Annotated in this window: 23 protein-coding genes; 8 read left to right on the forward strand and 15 right to left on the reverse strand. The window is 35.9% G+C overall.

What is annotated here, in order from left to right:
- Window positions 1–100: 100 nt before the first annotated feature.
- The 4 genes from I2F23_RS04050 to I2F23_RS04065 form a co-directional block, all read right to left on the reverse strand.
- Entirely contained in the window at window positions 101–694 is a 594-nt protein-coding gene (locus tag I2F23_RS04050; RefSeq protein WP_195771284.1) for a nitroreductase family protein, read from the reverse strand.
- Window positions 695–878: 184 nt separating this feature from the next.
- Complete coding sequence (ftsY, locus tag I2F23_RS04055; RefSeq protein ID WP_195771285.1) at window positions 879–1,991, reverse strand: signal recognition particle-docking protein FtsY; 1,113 nt, start codon at window positions 1,989–1,991, stop codon at window positions 879–881.
- Between the two features lie 90 nt (window positions 1,992–2,081).
- A complete protein-coding gene (locus I2F23_RS04060; RefSeq protein ID WP_195771286.1) occupies window positions 2,082–2,408 on the reverse strand; it encodes a hypothetical protein in 327 nt (108 codons plus the stop codon).
- Between the two features lie 80 nt (window positions 2,409–2,488).
- Complete coding sequence (locus I2F23_RS04065; RefSeq protein ID WP_195771287.1) at window positions 2,489–2,863, reverse strand: hypothetical protein; 375 nt, start codon at window positions 2,861–2,863, stop codon at window positions 2,489–2,491.
- A gap of 234 nt (window positions 2,864–3,097) precedes the next feature.
- Between I2F23_RS04065 and I2F23_RS04070 the strand changes: the two genes are divergently transcribed.
- On the forward strand, window positions 3,098–3,331 hold the full coding sequence (locus I2F23_RS04070) for a hypothetical protein (protein WP_195771288.1): 234 nt from the start codon (window positions 3,098–3,100) through the stop codon (window positions 3,329–3,331).
- A 26-nt stretch (window positions 3,332–3,357) separates the two neighbouring features.
- Here I2F23_RS04070 and I2F23_RS04075 read toward each other — a convergent pair whose 3' ends face one another.
- From I2F23_RS04075 to I2F23_RS04100, 6 genes are all read right to left on the reverse strand, one after another.
- Complete coding sequence (locus I2F23_RS04075) at window positions 3,358–3,732, reverse strand: hypothetical protein (RefSeq protein WP_407647994.1); 375 nt, start codon at window positions 3,730–3,732, stop codon at window positions 3,358–3,360.
- Window positions 3,725–4,030, reverse strand: coding sequence for a YcgL domain-containing protein (locus I2F23_RS04080; RefSeq protein ID WP_195771290.1), 306 nt, complete (start codon window positions 4,028–4,030; stop codon window positions 3,725–3,727). The genes I2F23_RS04075 and I2F23_RS04080 overlap by 8 nt, the downstream gene beginning before the upstream one ends.
- Window positions 4,031–4,089: 59 nt before the next feature.
- On the reverse strand, window positions 4,090–5,235 hold the full coding sequence (locus tag I2F23_RS04085) for a ribonuclease D (protein ID WP_195771291.1): 1,146 nt from the start codon (window positions 5,233–5,235) through the stop codon (window positions 4,090–4,092).
- A gap of 211 nt (window positions 5,236–5,446) precedes the next feature.
- Window positions 5,447–6,043: a recombination mediator RecR gene (gene recR, locus I2F23_RS04090; RefSeq protein WP_195771292.1), complete on the reverse strand. Its 597-nt coding sequence runs from the start codon at window positions 6,041–6,043 to the stop codon at window positions 5,447–5,449.
- A gap of 16 nt (window positions 6,044–6,059) precedes the next feature.
- Complete coding sequence (locus I2F23_RS04095; RefSeq protein ID WP_195771293.1) at window positions 6,060–6,389, reverse strand: YbaB/EbfC family nucleoid-associated protein; 330 nt, start codon at window positions 6,387–6,389, stop codon at window positions 6,060–6,062.
- Between the two features lie 17 nt (window positions 6,390–6,406).
- The gene (locus I2F23_RS04100) at window positions 6,407–7,594 is read right to left on the reverse strand and encodes an O-succinylhomoserine sulfhydrylase (protein ID WP_195771294.1); all 1,188 of its coding nucleotides are present in this window, start codon (window positions 7,592–7,594) and stop codon (window positions 6,407–6,409) included.
- A gap of 231 nt (window positions 7,595–7,825) precedes the next feature.
- On the opposite strand from I2F23_RS04100, the gene I2F23_RS04105 reads away from it, so the two are divergent.
- From I2F23_RS04105 to I2F23_RS04115, 3 genes are all read left to right on the forward strand, one after another.
- Window positions 7,826–8,698, forward strand: coding sequence for an NAD(P)-dependent oxidoreductase (locus tag I2F23_RS04105; protein ID WP_195771295.1), 873 nt, complete (start codon window positions 7,826–7,828; stop codon window positions 8,696–8,698).
- 81 nt (window positions 8,699–8,779) lie between these two features.
- The gene (locus tag I2F23_RS04110; RefSeq protein ID WP_195771296.1) at window positions 8,780–9,049 is read left to right on the forward strand and encodes a YARHG domain-containing protein; all 270 of its coding nucleotides are present in this window, start codon (window positions 8,780–8,782) and stop codon (window positions 9,047–9,049) included.
- Between the two features lie 110 nt (window positions 9,050–9,159).
- A complete protein-coding gene (locus I2F23_RS04115) occupies window positions 9,160–9,582 on the forward strand; it encodes an HIT family protein (RefSeq protein ID WP_195771356.1) in 423 nt (140 codons plus the stop codon).
- A 41-nt stretch (window positions 9,583–9,623) separates the two neighbouring features.
- Here I2F23_RS04115 and I2F23_RS04120 read toward each other — a convergent pair whose 3' ends face one another.
- Together I2F23_RS04120 and I2F23_RS04125 are read right to left on the reverse strand one after the other, a co-directional pair.
- Window positions 9,624–11,180 carry an alkaline phosphatase gene (locus tag I2F23_RS04120; protein ID WP_195771297.1) on the reverse strand — a complete coding sequence of 519 codons (1,557 nt, stop codon included), beginning with the start codon at window positions 11,178–11,180 and terminating at the stop codon, window positions 9,624–9,626.
- Between the two features lie 126 nt (window positions 11,181–11,306).
- Window positions 11,307–13,433: a TonB-dependent siderophore receptor gene (locus tag I2F23_RS04125; RefSeq protein ID WP_195771298.1), complete on the reverse strand. Its 2,127-nt coding sequence runs from the start codon at window positions 13,431–13,433 to the stop codon at window positions 11,307–11,309.
- Window positions 13,434–13,865: 432 nt separating this feature from the next.
- Between I2F23_RS04125 and dctA the strand changes: the two genes are divergently transcribed.
- Window positions 13,866–15,158, forward strand: coding sequence for a C4-dicarboxylate transporter DctA (dctA, locus tag I2F23_RS04130; RefSeq protein ID WP_195771299.1), 1,293 nt, complete (start codon window positions 13,866–13,868; stop codon window positions 15,156–15,158).
- Between the two features lie 40 nt (window positions 15,159–15,198).
- On the opposite strand, the gene I2F23_RS04135 is transcribed toward dctA, so the two are convergent.
- The gene (locus I2F23_RS04135) at window positions 15,199–15,807 is read right to left on the reverse strand and encodes a YidB family protein (RefSeq protein ID WP_195771300.1); all 609 of its coding nucleotides are present in this window, start codon (window positions 15,805–15,807) and stop codon (window positions 15,199–15,201) included.
- Window positions 15,808–15,995: 188 nt separating this feature from the next.
- A complete protein-coding gene (locus I2F23_RS04140; RefSeq protein ID WP_195771301.1) occupies window positions 15,996–16,469 on the reverse strand; it encodes a DUF6231 family protein in 474 nt (157 codons plus the stop codon).
- A 34-nt stretch (window positions 16,470–16,503) separates the two neighbouring features.
- Here I2F23_RS04140 and I2F23_RS04145 point away from each other — a divergent pair, with 34 nt between their 5' ends.
- Entirely contained in the window at window positions 16,504–17,376 is an 873-nt protein-coding gene (locus I2F23_RS04145; RefSeq protein ID WP_195771302.1) for a DUF2797 domain-containing protein, read from the forward strand.
- Window positions 17,377–17,389: 13 nt separating this feature from the next.
- Here I2F23_RS04145 and lpxB read toward each other — a convergent pair whose 3' ends face one another.
- A complete protein-coding gene (gene lpxB, locus I2F23_RS04150; protein ID WP_195771303.1) occupies window positions 17,390–18,565 on the reverse strand; it encodes a lipid-A-disaccharide synthase in 1,176 nt (391 codons plus the stop codon).
- A gap of 148 nt (window positions 18,566–18,713) precedes the next feature.
- On the opposite strand from lpxB, the gene I2F23_RS04155 reads away from it, so the two are divergent.
- Window positions 18,714–20,795: a TonB-dependent siderophore receptor gene (locus I2F23_RS04155; protein WP_195771304.1), complete on the forward strand. Its 2,082-nt coding sequence runs from the start codon at window positions 18,714–18,716 to the stop codon at window positions 20,793–20,795.
- 192 nt (window positions 20,796–20,987) lie between these two features.
- On the forward strand, window positions 20,988–21,851 hold the full coding sequence (locus tag I2F23_RS04160; RefSeq protein WP_195771305.1) for a sulfite exporter TauE/SafE family protein: 864 nt from the start codon (window positions 20,988–20,990) through the stop codon (window positions 21,849–21,851).
- The last annotated feature ends 83 nt before the right edge of the window (window positions 21,852–21,934 follow it).

Here is a 21,934-nt window from a genome sequence, read left to right on the forward strand (position 1 = left end):
TTTCAAATTAAGTCTTATATTACAACTATAAATATATACTTTTTATAAAATAAAAAGCCAAGCATTATGGCAATACTTGGCTTTTATTAACTAAAAAATTCTATTTAAATGTCTTGAAGCGTGCATCATCTTCCATGAATTCTTTTTCACCAGCAGGTGCTTCAATAGAACCAAAGACCAATTGTGCACGTAGTTTCCAAGTTTCAGGCACACCAAACGCTTTTGCTGTTTCTGCATCTGCTATCGGATTATAATGCTGTAATGAAGCACCAACATTAACTTCAGAAAGTGCAGTCCAGACAGCAAATTGGGCAATCGCACTTGAATGTTCTGACCAAATTGGAAAATTGTCGGCATAAGCTGCAAATTGCTCTTGAAGGCCTTTTACAATATCTTGGTCTTCATAAAATAAAACCGTTCCTTTGCCTGCTGCAAAACTGCTAATCTTATTGTTTGTTCCCTCAAAAGCAGATTCAGGAACAATTTGACGTAAGGTTTCTCTTACAATTTCCCAAAACTTCTTATGTGAGTCATCAAATAAAATAACGGCTCTAGAAGATTGTGAATTAAAAGCAGAAGGACTCAAACGAATAGCTTTTTTAATAAGTACTTCTAATTCTTCGTTAGAATGTTGAACATTACTTCCAATAGCATAAATCGTACGGCGTTTTTCAATTTCTTGAATAAATGACATTTTCTTCTCCACACTATAATATTATGTCGTTAAACGAACCTATTTCTTAGAAACTATTTTATAGAGAACGTCTATCATAAATATATGATATTCAATCAACGCAGTGTCCTATTTTTGCAATAATAAAATAAAAAAGCGCCAATTTATTATTGACGCTTATCGACTAATCAGTTACTACAGTGAACTATTTCTCTGTTTCAAACAATGCAGCAACAAATGATTTTGCAGAAAATGGACGTAGGTCATCAATTTTTTCACCAACACCAATAAATCGAATTGGCACATGTGTTCTACTCGCGATATTAAACAATACGCCACCTTTGGCAGTACCATCTAATTTTGTAATCGTAATACCTGTTAATCCTACAGCCTGATCAAACTCTTGCACCTGATTGATCGCATTTTGACCTGTACCCGCATCTACAACGAGCATAATTTCATGCGGTGCCGTTGGGTCAACTTTCTGCATTACACGTTTTACTTTTTTCAGTTCTTCCATTAAATTGCTTTTATTATGCAAACGCCCTGCTGTATCTGCAATAAGCACATCTACACCTTTAGCACGTGCACTTTCAAAAGCATCATAAATAACAGATGCGCTGTCTGCACCGTGTCCTTGGGCAACAACAGGGATCTCATTACGCTCGCCCCATATTTGAAGTTGCTCTGTTGCTGCTGCACGGAATGTATCACCTGCGGCAAGCATGACCTTTTTACCTTCACCTTGTAACTTTTTGGCAAGCTTACCAATGGTTGTCGTTTTACCTACACCATTTACACCTACCATTAAAATAACATAAGGATTTTTTTGGCTGTCAATTTGAAGTGCTTCAACGCGTGGCGCCAATAGGTTCACAAGTTCTTCTTGTAACGCTTTATATAAAGCATGCGAGTAAATCAGATCACCACGTGCTGTACGCTCAGTCAGATTCGCAATAATCGTTTTTGTTGCATCTACACCAATATCTGCAACTAATAATTGTTCTTCAACTTCTTCTAGCAGTTCATCATCAATCTCTTTACCACCAATAAGAATATTCACCATTCCATCAGTGAAACTCTTTCTAGTTTTGGTCAAACCTTCTTTCATACGGCTGAAGAAACCACCTTTTGGCTTATCTTCATTCTCTGAATCTATAGGTTCAGGAGATCGTGTTTCAGATACTTGAACAGGCTCGGTTTTTTTTGTATCTACAATTGGGACATCAACAGCAGGTAAATTGGGTAATGTGACATCATCATCACCAATTTCTTCATCAATTAGAAACTTATGAGATACATTATTTTGCTCTTGCATGCTGATCCCTTGAAAAACAGTGCATAATTTAAAAGATTAATTTTAACATAAATTTAATATGATCACTTAAATAGGTCATATAAATCAGACTTAACGCCCTTCTGGTGGATAGACTTTTATATTTTTAGTTTCAAACTGATAAGCTCTTACTAAACGAAAATAGTCATTTTTACGAATAACTTCATTGGTAAGTAAGTGATAAGCCATTGTCTGCGTTTGTGGATAGTCGATTTGCTTTGCCATCGTCTGAATTTCACGGTATTGCTCTTGTGTGACATCACTTGAAAGTAAAATACCTGAAAAAATAAGAAATATGCCAATAATAAAACATACTCCAACAGCAGGGAGTAATTGTATAGAAAGATTAAAATTCGTTTTTTGCCGACAAATGTGAAAAAAGTTCTGGATTCTGTGCATGACCAACCTCTACTCACGTCAGTGTAAGTCGATCATGCACGTAGTACAATACTTAAAATTATATAATGATGTTAAAAAAATCAGGTTGTTGGTGTGATATGAGCAACAAAGGCAAAATACAGAACTACGGCTACAATAGCGAGCCCCACAAATAAAATAAATGGATTCATTTCTTTCTCATGTGAATGACTGTCTGCAGGGGTATCATCGAATCCCGCGAGACCTTTTAGTTCGTTATTATAAGTGTCGTAAAAATGAGAACGGCTTTGTGAATCTAGAGAAGTTAAGAATGCCGCGATCTTTGCGCGCTGTGAAATACCAACGCTACCAATTTGCTCATTTTCATGATATACTGCGTTATGCAATTGCTCTCTGTGAAACTTCGCAAGCGCTTTGATCTGTTCTGTATTTAAAGGCAAATCAAAGTTGAATCCATCAATTGTATAAGTACTCATTATTATATACCCTCTGTTGTTAGTTAAATTTTTTTAATCTTTATATTTTTACTATACACCTTTTTATTCTATTTAGTAATGAGTCAAATAAACTTAAAAATACTTACATAAACTTATTTTTCTAGTTGACAAATTCTTTCAAATGTAATATTTGTTTAACAAACTGAAGTTAAAATTGTAAGTACATAGGGCTCATGAGATGCCCTAAATCATAATTAAAATAAGGAGCTTAATATGATTCAACAACTTTCTCAACACGACTTAGAGAATGTATACGCAACTGCGGTACATACTATTCAATCGCAAATGAACTTTTCAGATGCGGTTACCGACTTAGAAAATGCTGCACGTGCAGGTCATGGGAAGGCTGCTTTATTCTTAGCAGAGTTATATAACCAAGGTTTCCGTGTAGAACGTGATAGCTACAAAGCACAGTATTGGCAAAAGATGGCAACTATGGTTGCTTAATAAAACGTCACCTAGGTGGCGTTTTTTTATGTGTTTTTATTCTGTAAGAATTTTAATAAGAAGAATCCGACAACTAAGCCCAAACCAACAACAAACAAAATTGAAGCCGAATTTACCCAAATTAATGCCTGATCCTTTGTTACCACACCAAAAAGCAAACCAAATATTGCTGGCGATAGCAATGCATTTGTACCTTCAGAAATTGTAGGCGTAAAGAAACATGCAAACAAAACTAAGGTGGAAATAGAACAAAACTTTGAATAAGGTTTTGTCATTAAATACCAACACAGTAAAATAATAAATGCGCCTACACCATATACGGCGATCGCTATTGTTTCCTCTGGAAATACATCAAGTACAGAAAGTACCTGATGTAAAATCCCTATATTTTCATTAGGCACCACGTAAGCCCTCTGGTGCAACAGCATTCGGATTAATTAAACCTTCAGGAGGCATTTGAAGAAAAAATCCTTTCGTCTCCAGTGAATCTATTACATGTAATACATTTGCACGTGCTAACTTACGCCCTTCATGTAACTCAAGATGCATTACAAATGTTGCACGACCAAATGCCTGACGAACAGCATCTGGTACATTTTCGAGTGGATCGCTATCTTCTGACTTCGTTTCATTCATATTTGATGTCACATAAATGTACATTTCATCTTTTTTACTTGAACGATAAATATCACAATGCATAAATAGTGCTCTTCATATTTTTAACTTTGAATCTAGTATTTATTGTAGCTGAAATTTCTTTATTTGCGTATTTTCATTTGCTGTGCCAAATTGTGTTTATCAGCTTTTAAAACTTCTAATAATGGCTGAACCAATAGTGGATAGCGCCACCCTTTCAAATAGCAAGATAAATGGTTAATATCTTGATGATAAAAAACTACATGATGATACAACTCATTCAACCATTTTTTTCTCATAAGTACTGCTCGAGGAATACCTGTTTCAAAAGAAACTCTCTCGATAATGGTTTCCACTTGCTCGGCAATATCTTTAGAAATTTGTTTTACAGGCCTTGCCAAATTTAAAGGCCACTCTTCTTTTTCTGGTAAGAACTGTAAAAGATCTAAGATAACTTTACCATATTCTCGAATAATATTCGGACGCATGCCTTTAATGTGAGAAAGTTGAAATTGATTCCTTGGATTTTTCTCTACCAGTTCAATCATTACATTATTTTTAAGCACAAAACTGCGAGGAATATTCAGTGCTTTCACTAATTGTTCTCGCCATACACTCAGTTGTTGTAATTGCATTAACTGTTTACGAGAGTGACGATAGTTTCCTACATCCCGATAGAGTTCTTCGGTAGGTGTTTCTAAACTAATTTCATAAGCCAAGCTTTGGCAGTCTTCTTCAACATAAGCCAACAAGTTTTTATGTTGCAACTCTTGTTTAATTTTTTCTGCTAAATGAGGTAAAAACTCTACATCATTTGCAGCATAGCACAGTTGTGCTTGACTCAGCGGTCTGGCTGTCCAATCCGAACGTGTATGATCTTTTTCTATGTCTACACCCAAATACATTTGCAAAGCATTTTGATAACTTACCTGTAAACCATGTCCTAAAAATGACATCGCAAGCTGAGTATCAAAAATATTCTTGAGTGGTTTAATTTTAGAATAGCAATAGAAAAGATCGACATCTTCACTACAAGCATGAAAAATATTTTGTTTTGCTTGAATCAATTTTTGCCAAAATAGACTTAAATCTAAATGAACACCATCAAGCAAATATACTTCACCATCTAAATTTATCTGAAATAAACCCAATTTAGGCCAAAGTGTATCCACCTTTACAAACTCAGTATCTAAGGCATATATAGATGTGGGTTTCATCTTATCTAAAATAGAAAGAAGCTCACTTTGATGTTGAATAAGTTGATACATGCCTTATTGATTACCTAGCTATTAATGAAAATTCTTAATCTCACCACAGGCATGCTTATTCAGGCGAATAGATCATGTTGGGGTATTTTAGTAATTGTAATGAAATTGTGCCTAATTTTATTCAATTGCATCTTAAAATTTGCTTTTTATTACGTCAATATACAAAAAAAGAGATGCTTTTGTATATTTTTATATCAATAATTAAAGTTAACTATTTAAATTGCATTCTTTGATGCACAGCTTGGCTAAGTGTATGACTATCTACGTATTCAAGCTCCCCTCCTTGCGGCACACCTTGAGCAATTCGTGACATACGAATTGGCAAATGTTTACAAGCTTCTAATAAGTAGTGTGCTGTAGCCTGCCCTTCTACAGTTGCATTGGTTGCCAAAATTACTTCTTCAATAACACCTTCTTTAAGACGTGCAAGAAAACGAGGAATACCTATTTCTTCTGGCCCAATTCCATCTAATGGCGATAAATGGCCACCAAGTACATGATACTTACCATTAAAACTTCCTGTTTGCTCAATTGCCATAACATCAGCAGGCGATTCAACAACACAAATTAATGAATCATCTCTATTATGGGCAGTACAAATATCACAAATATCATTTTCTGTAAGTGAGTTGCAAACCGAACAACTATGAATATGCTGAGCAGCTTCACTTAAAGCGTTTGCAAGTACCATTGCACCTTCACGATTTTTCATCATCAAATGAAGTGCCATGCGCTGAGCCGATTTTGGCCCAACGCTTGGCAAACGGCGTAATGCGTGTACTAAGTCATCAAATTTGTGACTAAACATGCATAACCCCTTTCAATTAGAATAAACCTGCTAAACCAGGAGGAAGTCCCATACCTGAATTGGCATCTTTCATTTTCGCTTCAGAAATTTCTTCTGCTTGACGAGCAGCATCATTCATTGCAGCAGCAATCAGATCCTCAACCATATCCGCATCATCCTGTAATAATTCAGGATTAATTTCAATACGCTTTACCACATGACGACATGTCATGGTTACTTTTACTAAACCGCCACCTGCTTCTGCATGAACTTCAGTTTGTGCTAGCTCTTCTTTTGCCTTTTTAGCATTCGCTTCCACATCTTTTTGCATGCGCTGCGCTTGTTGCATCAGCATATTAATATTCATACCAAAAGCTCCAACTTTTAAATCAAATCTAAACCACGAGATAAGTCACGAATAATATCATGAATATCTTCTAAACCAACAGAAAGTCGAATTAAGCCCTCGCTAATCCCTGCTGCTGCTTGTGCTTCTTTAGATAGTTTTCCATGCGTTGTTGTTGCAGGATGTGTAATTGTCGATTTTACATCACCTAAATTTCCTGTAATAGAAATAAATTGTGTACTATCGATAACTTTCCATGCTGCATCTTTTCCACCCTTGACTTCAAAGGAAACAATGCCACCAAAGCCAGATTGTTGCGATTTTGCCAAAGCATGCCCTGGATGGCTTTCAAGGCCCGAATAGTAAACACGCTCTACTTTGTCATGACTTTCTAACCAATCTGCAACTTGTTGTGCACCTTCACAGTGAGCTTTCATACGTAACTTTAACGTTTCTAAACCTTTCAAAAAGACCCATGCATTAAATGGACTCATTGATGGACCTAATGTCCGAACTACACCAAAAACTTCTTCAAGCAAATCATGTTTTCCAACGACTGCACCACCTAACGCTCTCCCTTGACCATCAATATATTTGGTTGCTGAATAAACCACGAGATCTGCACCAAATTTAATTGGTTGCTGTAGTACAGGTGTACAGAATGTATTATCTACAACTAATAGGGCATGATGTGCATGGGCAAGTTTTGCTACAGCCGAAATATCCCCAATCATCGCTAATGGGTTTGAAGGCGATTCTAAAAAGAAAAGCTTTGTATTAGCACGTACTGCATTTTCCCACTGAGATAGATCTGTTAAATCAACATACGTAATTTCTACGCCAAATTTTGCAATATAACGATCAAATAACCCTACAATTGAACCAAAAATATCTCTAGAACATACGACATGATCACCTGCTTTTAAATACGCCATCATGATCGCTAAAATGGCTCCCATACCAGAACCTGTCGCCACTGCTCGTTCACCGCCATCTAATGCAGCCAGTCTTTTTTCAAACATACTCACTGTTGGATTGGTAAAACGAGAATAAATATTTCCTTTCTCTCTACCTTGAAATTTATCAGCAGCTTCTTGTGCATTTTTATAGACGAATGATGAGGTTAAAAAGATAGGTTCGCCATGTTCACCTTCGTGTGTACGAGTGTGTCCTGTTCTAATGGCTAAAGTATCTATTTGAAATTGGTCGTATTCTTCTTGATTCATACACTTTTACTCATGCGTTCTTCACTTACATTCTTTTCATTGTGAGTGCCAACTTACAAGCTGGTCAAGTAAAAAAGAATAAAGGTTTTACTAATTTAGAAAAATTCATGTTTAAGTGTATAAAAATGAAATAAATTATAAATATAACTTAATGATTGTTGAAAAACACTCAATTCATTAGACTGAAAATATAATATTCAAATAACCTAAAACCAATTACTAGAGATAATTATGACCCAAACTCTTTCTTTCATTGGACTTGGTGCAATGGGCTACCGAATGGCAGCACACCTACCAAAAAATTTTACACAAGTCCTCGTATGGAACAGAACTTCGAATAAAGCACAAGCGCATGCAAAACAATATGGTACACAAGTAGCAACATTAGAAGAGGCTGTTCAAGCCGATATTATTTTTTCTTGCTTACCTACCAGTGCAGATGTAGAAGCCTTAATTAAACCACTCTCCATTAAATCTGGTGCAATTTGGGTAGACTGTACAAGCGGTGTCCCTGAAAGTGCAAAAAAACTAAAAATCGAGCTGCAAGAAAAAGGAGTTTCATATCTAGATGCACCTGTTAGTGGTCAAACTATTGGGGCAGAAAATGCAACACTTACGTTTATGGTAGGTGGAGATCCTACTGCTTTTAAACAAGCACTACCTGCTATGCAAGTACTTGGAAAGCTCATTAAACATGTCGGTGACTCAGGTTCAGGGTTTGCTGTAAAAGCTGTGAACAATATGCTTATGGCTGTCCATTTATGTGCAGCATGCGAAGGAGCATCTACACTCAAATCACATGGTGTAAATCTGCAAGAAGCATTTGAATGTATTAATGCTTCGAGCGGACAAAGCACGGTTACTTCTGCTGTATTGCCTCAACGTATTTTTAACCGTAGTTTTCCAGATACTTTTGCCCTTTCTCTTTTGGCAAAAGATACAGGAATTGCTTTAGATCTTGTCCAAAGCGCGAAGCTTTCTGCACCCGTCATCGCAGCATCACAAAGCCTTATACAAGCAGCAAGCAATTTGGTAGAGCACCAAAGTGATTTTTCTAACGTTGCAAAAATGTATGAAATGTTCAACAAAGTGACTATTGAATAAACAGCTTGATTTTACGTATTCTTTCCCCATATAAAGAGTACGTGTTATAAAAACACAATTCATTTGTTTGAGGAAACGCTTATGAAAAAGTTATCTGCTGTCATCATTGCAACTGTGCTTGGCTCATTCGGCACATACGCAGTAGCAGCACCTGCAACTCAGGCGTGTCAAAAACTGGAAGATGACTATAACCTTATTTATGCAGCTAAAGGCTTTTGTTTCAAAGATGCAGAAGCTAAAGCTAAATACGGCAATGACAACTGCTACACGACAAAACCTAAATTTTCTGAACGTGAGCAAGAACGTTTAGATCAGATTAAGGCACAACAAAAATCGCTAAACTGCGATTAATACTATTTTGTAAGGTTCACTGCAAATGCGGTGAGCCTAGACTTCCCTCTTCCCCCTTACATCATATACTCTATTGTTTTAACCTTATAAACTAGTGCTAAAACATGTCTATACATTACGATACTCAAAATATTTTTGCCAAAATACTTCGTGGTGAAATTCCTGCAATTAAAGTCTATGAAGACGATCGAACTTTGGCATTCATGGATATTATGCCTCAAGCACAAGGGCATACGCTCGTTATCCCAAAAGCAGAAGCAGTGACTTTATTAGATTTATCTGCCGATGATGCTGCTTATACCATACAAATTGTACAAAAAGTTGCGCGTGCGATTGAAAAAGCTTTAGATGCCTCAGGTATTGTACTTATGCAGCTTTCGGGAGAAACTGCAGGTCAAACAGTACCGCATGTACATTTTCATCTTATTCCAAGTTCTATACATGAACTACGCAAACATGCTGCTGAAATGGGAGATCAAGAAGAAATTAAGGCAACAGCTGAAAAAATTAAACTTGCTTTAGAACAACTATAATGAGGTAACGGCTAGGTAATTTCATACCTAGCCGAATTGGCTTATTTTCCTATAAGTGCTTCGTTAATAACTTGGAAAACATCCGTATTATCAATATAACGACCATCGTTCATTTTTGTATATTTGGCATACCCAGCATCAATACCTTTTACATGACTTGTAAATCGTTCCGATCCTGCACCTTTAGCCCATAATGGCACCAATGCATTTGAATGATCGCCTGTAGGTCTAAAAGTAAATTGTGGTACTTTTCCTTTGCCTTTATTCTCAATTAATTGAAACGGTTGGGTATTCGCTTGCGCACCCATTGGCATACCATTGTCATGATCCGTTGTCACAATCACTAAAGTTTCATCCCAACTGCTATTTTTCTCGACCCAATCAATTGTTGCTTTAACGGCATCATTAAAATCTTTCGTTTCTTCCATGAGTCGACCATACTCAGGCTCATTGGTACATGTGCCATAATTCCATTGCGAACTACATGAGCTGGTATGCGCAGACCAATCTGTTGCCCCACCTTCAACCATTAAAAAGAAACCCGCAGGATTCTTACTTAATTGATGAATAGCACCTTTAGTCATAATACTCAGTGTAGGTACAGTTTTAATATAGGCATCACCCGACGGGTTCTTCATATCTTTACCAACAATATTCGCTTGTCGAGCCTGCTGAAGTGTATTAGCAACTTTTGGAGAGGCAAAAACAGGCCCATTATATGTTTTTGTTTTATTCGCTAAAGCATTAAAGTCTTCCACATCACGAATGACATTCCACGCCACATTACTATTTTGTGGAATAATTTGACCATGACTTAACTTATTCCAGTCATCGGCAGAAATATACATAGATTTAGATTTTTCATCACATCCTGCTGTGGATTCATTGGTTACCACTTGACTGCATGGTGTACCGTTCACATTATAATCAGGTGCACCCGTTCCCATAATCAGGTCTAAATGACCTTGATAAAGCATTTGATGTGCAATAGCATGGTAATTATTTCTTGAAATGTTTTGTGCACCAAAAGCAGCTGGTGTCGCATGTGAAAAGGGTACTGTTGTAATCACACCTGTCGATCTACCCTCTTTCTTTGCAGTTAAAGTAATAAAATCTATAGGATTCCCATAATTATCATAGTTAATTGCATTATTAAATGTCTTTTTACCCGATGCGAGTGCTGTACCTGCTGCCGCACTATCTGTTGGATTTTTTGACAAATACTCATAGCCTTTAAATGGCAACTTTATAGACTGTGTAGGCGTAACATCCCATGCCTGTTTTGCATCGTAATTAACCAGTGAATCTGCATTATTCGTTGGACTTTTTGATGTATTTAATGGGTACGTTGTCATGGCATATTTTGCAGGGAAATTTGCATAAGGTGTTTTGTCTCTGCCCCCATATTGCCAATTTGCTGTTGCATCCCATGTTCCTACACCTGCACCATCATTAATAAGAACAATAATATTTTTTGGTTTTTTAGGCTCACTGACATTCGTTTTACTGCTATTTACTAAGTGTTGCTGCCCACAACCCACCATCATTATAGACAGCGTTAATAATGTAAGGGAAAGTGCTTTTTTATTCATTAACATGATCTATTTTCTTAAAAATAATACTTACCTTTAAATAATATTAATTTTACGTTTAACTTTTGTGAAAAATAGATTTATTTGCATTGAGCTTTGCCTTCATAATTAAAAGCAAAGCCCTAAAATAATTTAATACTTAAATTTAAGTGTAAAATTAATTTGACGTGGACTACCTAATGCAACCAATCGGTTCGTATTATCTTTATTTGCAATACTGCCCGCATAGTATTCCTTATCAAACATGTTCAATACAGACAATTGAGCCCCCCAATGTTGAGCCTCATATCCAGCCTCAGCATCAAATACTGTGTATGCAGGTACATCTATTGAAGCATCACCCGTAATTGGTTTTGCACTTTCACCACGCACTCCAGTTCCAAGATACCATCCTAAAGAATCACTCACTGGGTAATAACGCATAGATAGACTATATGTATTCTCGGGGGTGTTTTCTAAACGCTGTCCAATTTTATTTCTATTCGTATCTTTGCTAATTTTTGCTTCGTACATATGACTAAACGAAGCATTTAAACGAAGCCGATCAGAAAGATTCGCTGTTAATTCAGCTTCTACTCCTTTCGTTTTCTGCTGTCCATCTTGTACCTGAAAACTAGCATTATTTGGATCTGTGACCAAGACATTATCTAATACAAGGTTATACCAAGACAGTGTTGCTTGTATATTCTGAGCTTCATTCTGGAATTTAAAACCTGCTTCTAACTGTTTTCCTGTTTGAGGATCAAATGCTTGACCTTGACGATCTGTACCCGATGTCGGTGTAAACGATGTCGAATAGCTTACATAAGGTGCAACCCAATGATTAATGTTATATAAAGCAGATGCACTTCCAGTAAATGCATGATGATTCTGACTTGTACTTTTTCCCGTAATTAAATTATCTGTAGCTGTTTTTGCCCAATCGTGTCGACCCGCAAGATTTAGAATTAGATTATCTTGAATTGTAAGTTGATCTCTAAGATAAACACCAACATATTCAGTTTTGGAAACTGTCGATTTAGGCGACAACTGTTTACTACAGTCTACATACGTATTATAAATCGGTTTATAAAAGTTAAAGTTATCTATTTTACAATTAAAGTTACTTTGCTCACTGCGATCTTTCATTGCATCAACACCCATTAAGATGTTGTGTTCCATACCATAAAATCGAAATGTATTTTTTAACTGGTTGTCGATGGTATAGTTCAAATTATTATAATGTTGTACATTCGCTTGGCGTGTGATGGTTGTAAAGTTAGAGGTTGGTACCCATTGCACCATTGAAACAAAGCGACCATCCATAATTGCCTTGCGCACTGCTGCATTTTGTTCAAAATTCCATCCATTTTTAAAGGCATAGTTAAATGTATAACCTAAACGATAAACATCGCCTTTATATGGGCCAAATGATGGCTCTCCAAAGAATGTAGAACTTGCCAACTGCCCATTTGGATTCGGCTTAAGCGTACCAATGACAGGTAGTCCTTGCATACGCAAGTATTCACGATGCTGATAGCTAGCAACTGTAGATAGTTTTGCCTGATCTCCTAAGTCAAAATTATAAGATGGAGAAATCGAAAAGTTTTTAAAATAAACTTGATCTACAGGATCGTTCTGGTCTGCAATACGCCCAGCTAATCGAAAAGCACCTTCTTTAGTTTCATTCGGACTATAATTAAGATCGAATTGAGCTTGTCGAAAAGCATAACTTCCATAAGTTACATCTACATTTGCAAAGCTCTTCGCCTCTGGACGTTTAGATACTAAATTTACAATACCGCCTGGAAGTGCCTGACCAAAATTCACCGATGCAGGTCCTTTAATTACCTGTACCTGATCCATTCCAGATAAATCAATCGCAACATCTGAGCTTGTACCCTGACGTAAACCATCTATAAAGACTTGGTTTGAAGCACTTTGCCCACGAATGATAATGTCATCCCACCCTCTTCGGCTACGATTACCAGCTGACACTCCAGCAATTCCTTTTATTGCATCTGTTAGTGTAAAAGCTTGTTTTTGATTTAACTGTTCACTTGTCACAACACTTACTGATTGTGCTGTTTGAAACAAGGGAGTATCTGACTTTAGGCCTGATACTGCTTTTTTTGCGATATGCTCTTCTTTCTCCTCAGATTTCAACTGAATTGTTGGAAGATTTTGTGCATTATTAGAATTTGCATATACTGAAGAGACTGACAATAAAATAGAGGACACAACAGAAAAATATAAGATGTTATAGCGCAGTTGAATCATAGTTATATCTTAATGATAATAAGAATTCATCACATTACCATATAATATATATTTAATTTATATTTAATATATATCTAATTTTCAACAGACTTTTAAAGCACCATCCTTGATCTAACTCTTTTAAGCATTACACATAGACCTATTTTTCATATTTATTTTTTCCAAAAAATATAATATTAATTATAAAAATAAACGATTAATTGAAAAATATAATCAGTTTTTTTAATGAAATTTTAATCTTTATAATTAGGGAGAAATTTAATCATGTATTACCTAGTAGGGAAGTTCATAATTTATTTAACATAAATATGAAAACCAATCTTCATTCCAATATTATATTTCACAAAAAATAATTAAATCATAAAGTCACCTATATCTTGGAACAATTATTGCATCTATAAAATAAATAATAATGGCATATTGAGAATAACCATGTTTCGATTACTCAGAAAAAACTTATTTTTACAAGTGGTCATTGCACTAGTGGTTGGTATTGGTCTTGGTGTAACAACACATCAATTCGCACTTAACCTAAAACCGCTTGGTGATGGTTTTATCTCTCTTATTAAAATGCTCATTGCACCTATTGTTTTTTGCGTCATTACTTTGGGTATTTATGGTGCTGGCGATATTAAAAAGATGGGACGTGTCGGTTCAAAAACAATTCTTTATTTTGAAATTGTTTCAACGATTGCATTGGTGCTCGGCATTGCAGTGGCTTATATTTTCAAGCCTGGCGCAAATATGAATATCCAACTAAGTAGTTTGCATAGTAATGATTTAACAACGTATGTACAGCGTGCAGAACACCTTCAATCTATTCCCGATTTTTTCCTACACCTCATTCCAAGTACTATTTTCGATGCTTTTACTAAAGGAGATATCTTACAGGTTCTAATTATTGCAATCTTATTCGGTGTAAGCATGCTCTTAGTCCCTAAAAATATCGCAACGCCAACCAAAGCATTTCTCGAATCTATTTCAGAAATTCTTTTTAAAATGATGGGATTAATTATTCGTTTAGCACCATTAGGTGTACTCGGCTCTGTTGCCTACACCACGGCGCAATTTGGTCTAGGTTCATTATTTAAATTAAGTTACCTCATTATTTTATTCTACCTCACTTGCGTAGTATTTGTAGTTTGTATTCTTGGTTCTATTTTAAAACTTTCAGGACTAAATATTTTTAAATTCTTACAATATTTCAAGGAAGAATTATTAATAGTTTTAGGCACAGCTTCTTCCGATGCTGTGCTTCCACAAATTATGCAAAAATTAAAGAATTTAGGTGTAAAAGACAGTACAGTTGGTCTAGTTATACCAACAGGATATTCTTTTAATCTTGATGGTTTTTCTATTTACCTTACTTTAGGTGTTATTTTTATTGCTCAAGCTTGTAATATCGATTTAAGTCTTTCGCACTTATTATTAATCCTTTTTGTTTCGCTTTTGACCTCTAAAGGTGCACATGGTGTTCCAGGATCAGCCATTGTTATTCTAGCTGCAACACTTTCAATCATTCCAGACATTCCAACCATCGGCCTAGTACTACTTTTATCAATTGATTGGTTTATTGGAATTGTTAGAGCAATGACAAACCTTATTGGAAATTGTGTTGCAACTGTATTTATTGCAACATGGGAAAAAGATATCGACCTTGTAAAAGCAAAAGAGATATTAAAATCTCCACAAAAAGCCTCTCCTATTCCTATAGTACAGAAATAAAAAAAGGTGGCGTAAAGCCACCTTTTTTTTATTTTGAAAACTATTTTAAAAAGCCTGAAACCATGCCTAAAACTTTCTGGATATCATCATTTGCTTCTTGACTATTGGTTTGTTCACCTTTTGGTGTTAAGGCATTAATAATTTGTGGAAGGACTGTACCGATTGCACCATATACATCTTGCTTTTGTGTTTGCGTTTTTTCGGCCACTTGTTCAACATCCTGATCATTAAATAAGTTTTGAACATGATCATTCGCTACATCATCATGGCTTGAAGTTGATGGATCAACCCAATTTTGTACCTGACTGGTTAAACCCGAACCACGCAATTTATCTAAAGCAGCTTGTAAACCACCTTGTTGCTGAATCCAAGATAAAATTAAAGGAACAACTGCAACAAGCAAAGACTGTGTACCTGAGCTAGAGTTTCCAGCTTGCTCACTTCCACTATTTGAGCTTCCACCAGTGAGCGACCCGAGTACACCACCAAGCATACCACCCAAACCACCTGAAGATGAGTTACTTTGTCCACTACCAAGTTGTCCCAATACTGAGCCAAGCATCCCCCCCAAACCTGAATTATTCTGGCTTGCCTGACCACCTAGTGCTTGTTTAGCTAAACTTTCTACAATACTTGTTAAGTCTGTCATTTTATTAACCTCTATAATTTATATTTAAGTTAGATCTAAAAAACCTTATCTTATTTTATATCGCTCTTCTGTTCATTTTTGATAACATCAATGAATCAGTCAGATAAACCTCTACATAAGTATATTATATTGCACTATAAAGGATACAGTGCTCATAGCAGATTCTACTATGATTATCTAAAGACTTATTACCAACGAAATTTATTCCAATTCTCAGGATTTGCCCAGAATTTTGAATTAAGCCAATCTGGCGTACTTTTATAATCTAAAATATTAAACTGCCAGAGTTCAAGTATCGGACTATCTCCTTCTCCTTGTTCACGCAACATCTGAGAGAATCCCAATTCACGCATTAAATTGGTATATCGACTTGAACACATGACCACCACATGTTTTGCCCATAAATCTCTCAGCTTTACAATTAAATGTGTCTGTTCCGATAGAGATAATCGTTCTACTTCATCATTAAAAACAACGAAACTCAAGTCATAACGCTGAGTAAATGGCAGATTTAATACCTCAATTACGTTAAAATGTTGCCATTGTATTTTTTTATTGACGTTGTATTGCGTCATATTTTGCCCAATACATATTGCAGTTCTAATCGACTGCGCTTGAGTCAAATCATCTAGCAAAGACGTAATGACGTTCTGCTCACTCATAAACTACACCTTTAAGTCTTAGCGAGAATTTTGTATGGAATTTCAAGGCGTTTGCCATAAAATGCATGCTAATTTAGCCAACCACAGTGTTACACCAAATCATACTGAGCAGGCAAATGTTGAATATACATTTATTTTAGATCGCTCAAAAGTAGATATTCCTTTTTCATTGGGTCAATCTATTGAAATTTCTTGGACAGGAAATATTTATTGCACATCATGCGGAAAAAAAACACCTAAATCTTATTCACAAGGACATTGTTTTAAGTGTTTTAAAACAAAAGCTGAATGCGATATGTGTATTATGAAGCCAGAAACTTGTCATTACCATATGGGTACATGCCGAGAAGAAGATTTTGCACAGCGTGTATGCTTTCAGCCACATATTGTTTACCTTGCCAATTCGAGTGGACTAAAGGTCGGTATTACGCGTATCAGTCAAATGCCAACAAGATGGTTAGACCAAGGCGCTAGCCAAGCTTTACCAATAATGAAAGTCGGTTCACGCCGTTTATCAGGTCACTTAGAAACCATGTTCGCCGAACAAGTTGCCGATAAAACAGATTGGCGCAAGCTTTTGAAAGGCTCCCCTGAACCACTTGATCTTTTGGAAATTCGAGATGAGTTAATTGGAGAATTCCAAGATCAAATTGAAGAAATTAGTAATGAATTTTCACTGAATTTAGACTTTAATGAAGATGTAGAACTTCTTTTATCTGAAAAGCCGAAATCATTTATTTATCCGATTGCACAATATCCTACCAAAATTAAGTCTTTAAACTTGGATAAAACACCAACTATACAAGGGATACTACAGGGGATTAAAGGCCAGTATCTCATGCTAGATACCGGCGTGATTAATATTCGCAAATATACAGGATACGAACTCATTATTCGCTTTCATTAAATTTAACGCTATCTTACCGTGCCACTAATTTTAAAATAGCTTCAACTGGATTTTCAGTGTTTCCTGAAATCAATTGCTTATGTGCGGTAAGATGTTGCATTTTTTGAATCTGCGCAGCCTCTTGATTCACTAATTTTTTTAGAGCTTGTGCAAGGGCTTCAGTCGTTGCATGGTCTTGTACAAGCTCATCAATTATTTTTTTACCAGCAATAATGTTAGGTAATGAAAAATAAGGAATTTTGACCATTCTTTTTGCAATCTGATAAGTAAACCAATTGAGCTTATAAAAAGTAACCATGGGTTTATGTAACAACATACCTTCTAACGTAGCCGTTCCAGAGGCGAGTGCGACAATATCACTCGCTGCCATAACTTGGCGACCTATTTTCGATTCAGTTTGTGTATTTTCTAAAATATGTACTTTACGCTGAAAATCTAAAGAATAGGATGACAATACTTCTTCAATCTGGATTTTTCTTTTTTCATTAATTGCAGGTACCAAGTATTCGTAATTCGGATAATCTTTTTGTAAAATTTCTGCCGCACCAAAAACCAAAGGTGCTAGACGCTCAACCTCTCCACGGCGACTACCTGGTAATAACCCAATATAAGCCACATCTTTGTTTAGATTTAATTCTGTTTTCGCCTTTAAAGTATCATTTTCTAGTGGCATTTTTTTCGCAAGTGGGTGCCCAACAAAAATTGCAGGAACGGCATGTTTTGCATAAAACTGTTTTTCAAATGGGAATAAACATAATACGAGATCAATTGTTTTTTGAATTCCTAAAACACGTTTTTGTCTCCATGCCCACACAGATGGACTTACATATTGAACAGTTTTAATAGGAAGTTTTTTTTGCTTAATTTTTTTAGAGAGTCTCAAATTAAAGTCAGGTGCATCAATACCAATAAATACATCTACAGGGTTTTTTGTCCACGTTTCAACTAAACCATCACGTATGGCAAACAGTGCCTTTAAATCTTTCAAAACTTCAACAATACCCATTACAGATAATGTTTCCATTGGATAAAAACTCTCGAATCCCTCTGCAATCATTTGTGGCCCACCTACTCCCTCAAAAATTGCATCAATACCTTGTGCTTTAAATTGACGTATAAGCTCTGCCCCAAGCGTGTCTCCAGAGACCTCACCAACGACCATACCAATTCTTAAGGGTTGTTTTTGCACAAATATAATTCCTTACTGTATTCAACTCCTATTATACGCATTCAGCATAAGACATAAAGTAAGTACATTTTTTAAAAGATACTGATAATCATTATTGATTAAGAGCAAGATCTCTATATAATCACCCTTTATTTTTGGGGAAGTGATAATGAACAAGCACTTACTTTATATTTGTATTTTTAGCTCTATATACCATACCGCTTTTGCGGATGATCAGGTTCTTCCAACCATTTCTTTACAATCTCAGCCAAATACGCAAACATACTCAGACTATCAATCAAATACTTCAACACGAACACCAACATCTATTCAAGAAACACCACAAGAAGTAATCATCATCAATAAAAATATTTTGAATGATATTCAAGCAACACGATTGTCAGATGGTTTAGATATTGCGGGTATTGGCCGTGGTAATAACTTTGGGGGTCAAGGTTTAACCACATATACAGTTCGTGGTTTTACAAGTGGTGAATATTTTAAAAATGGTTTTCCAATTAATCGTGGTTACCCTAATTCACCAGATAGCAATACCATTGAACATATTGATATTATTAAAGGGCCTGCTGCAACATTGTATGGTCGAACTGATCCTGGGGGAACATTCAATATCGTAAGTAAAGCCCCTCAAAATAAGCAATCTACAGAGCTCGGTGCACTTATAGATAGCGAAGGATTATTTAGAAGCACTTTAGATACAACAGGCCCACTTAGTAAAACATTTAGTTATCGTTTAAATGCTATGTCTGAAACAGGTGACACCTATAGAGAGGGTGTTAGAACCAAAAGATGGGATATCTCCCCTGTCCTACAATGGCAACCTTCTGATCAAACCAAGGTTATACTTGAAGCTGACTTCTTAAGGAATCAACACCCTTTAGATCGAGGCTTTACAAGATACACAGGACAAAGCAAGACAAATTTTGATTCAAGCACAAACTGGTGGGAATCAGGCAAAGATAGAAATGAGTTAACCAATAGTAACGACATGGTTCAACTACGCTTAGAGCAAACACTTAGTCCAAACTGGAAACTCAATATTGGTGGGCAATATTTAAAAGGTGACTTACAGGGCTATGCTGTAGAAGCTTATGGTTTAAAAGCCAACACCAGTGGTAATGTCATTACACGTAACTACAATTGGCGTCATTTGTCTTGGGAAGATAAAGACTTCCAAGTAAATATTACAGGTCAATTTGACTTATTTAATATGCAACACACGCTTATTTCTGGAGTAGAGCTTGAAGAATATGACTATCGCTCCTTTATTATTCGCTCTCCTAAAAGTGCTAATTTTGACTTAAACATAAATCAACCTACACTAGGGCAAACACTTCCTGCACTAACAAGTGTAACCACACATGATCATGAAACGTTAAAAAGCCAAGCATACTTTGTTCAAGATCAAATTGCCTTATCGTCACAGTTAAAGGCACTATTGGGTCTACGTTATGAAACGTATAAAGATAACTATACAGATTTTTTAGCTTCTTCGGGTTGGACAGCCAGTGAAGATGCGCTCATACCTCGATTTGGGCTTATTTTTACCCCAAACAATGATTTCAGCCTTTATACCAGTATAAGTAAATCATTTAAGCCAAATACAGGTGCAGATCGATTTGGTAAAGGTTTCTCACCTGAAACTGGCATGTCATATGAGCTTGGATCAAAGTGGCAGATTATTCCAAATCGCTTAAATGCAGATGTAGCAGTATATTATACCAAGAAAGAAAATGTACTTACTTTAGACCCACTAGATACAACCAAATCAATTGCAGCAGGTGAAGTATCTAGTAAAGGGCTTGATTTCAATATTACTGGGCAAATTACAGACTCATTCAAAATTATTGGAAACTATGCCTATGTAGATGCTGCTGTGCTTAAAGATAATACTTTGAAGAAAGGGACTCACCTTGCCAACATCCCAAAAAACAGCCTAAATATTTTAGCAATGTATGACATTCAATTAGGGCAACTCAATGGGTTAAGTTTGGGAATTAATCAACACTTTATTGATCGAAGAAAAGGACTGACTTCAAATACAAGTTATGATATGCCTGCTTACGCCACTACAGACTTACTTGTGACATATAAAGCAACTGAGAATCTAAAATTTAGTTTAAACATCAGAAATCTTTTCGACAAAAACTATGATAGCAGTGCATTTAATATGTATGTTTATCCGGGACAAGGAAGAAATTCACAGTTTGGTGTAACCTACAAATTTTAATTTCATAGATACCTCATATACTTAAAACAATATGAGGTATCTTAAAAGATAGATTAAAAAATCTTATCGCCTAATTATAAATAATTCTCATTTGCTTTTTATTTTTAAAGATAAGCAAATGAAGAATCAAGACAACTCTTTCGCAGAAAAAATCATAAGATATGCATATTTTAAGATATTGGCATAATCATCATGTATGACGCGATTCAATTTATACTCGCAGGTATGCTCGTTGGCTTTTGTGTCGGCATTACAGGCGTTGGTGGTGGTTCACTTATGACGCCTATGCTCATCAGTTTATTTAAAATTGAACCCCATATTGCCATTGGTACAGATCTCATTTATGCCTCTATCTCAAAGTTTTGTGGTTCTTTAGTCCATGCAAAAAAATTAAATGTAGTATGGCCAATTGTACTTTGGTTATCTCTTGGCAGTATTCCTGCATCTTTTGCTACACATTGGGTTCTAGAAAACTATCTAAGCCAATCCAATACCTATAAGGCAGTCTTAACAATGGTACTGGGCTTTATGCTCACACTTACAGGTATCTCAATTATTTTTAGAAATAAGATTGAGCTCTTTTTTAAAAGATTTCATCGTCAAGATACATCTCATTTTGAAATTGGTCGTAAGAAACGCGTTTATATTATTCTTATGGGTATTATCTTGGGCGTATTTGTTACCCTCTCTTCTGTAGGTGCTGGGGCTTTTGGGGTAATGGCACTCATTTTACTTTTCCCTAATTTGCCGATGATTCGTATCATTGGTTCAGATGTTGTGCATGCCGTCTGTCTAACCTTTGTGGCGGGTTTAGCACATATGAGTTCAGGTAATGTCGACTTTAAACTATTGGGATGGCTTTTAGTGGGCTCAATTCCTTCAATTGTGATTGGGACACTCATTAGCAGTAAAATGCCAGAACAGTTTATTCGTAAAGTTTTAGGAATAACTCTATTTCTTCTCGGAATTAACTTTATGCTTCATCCAACCAAAACGAAGCCTGTGAAAGCACAACAGAATATAGAACTCTCACAACCTCAGACTAAAACAACTTAACCATGAAAATGAATCGACATTCGCACAACAATAATATTTGTTTTTTTCATACGCGCGCTTTATAGTCTAAAGCATTCTTAACC

The sequence above is a fragment of the Acinetobacter pollinis genome, from assembly GCF_015627175.1.
In the GTDB taxonomy this organism is placed as follows: domain Bacteria; phylum Pseudomonadota; class Gammaproteobacteria; order Pseudomonadales; family Moraxellaceae; genus Acinetobacter; species Acinetobacter pollinis.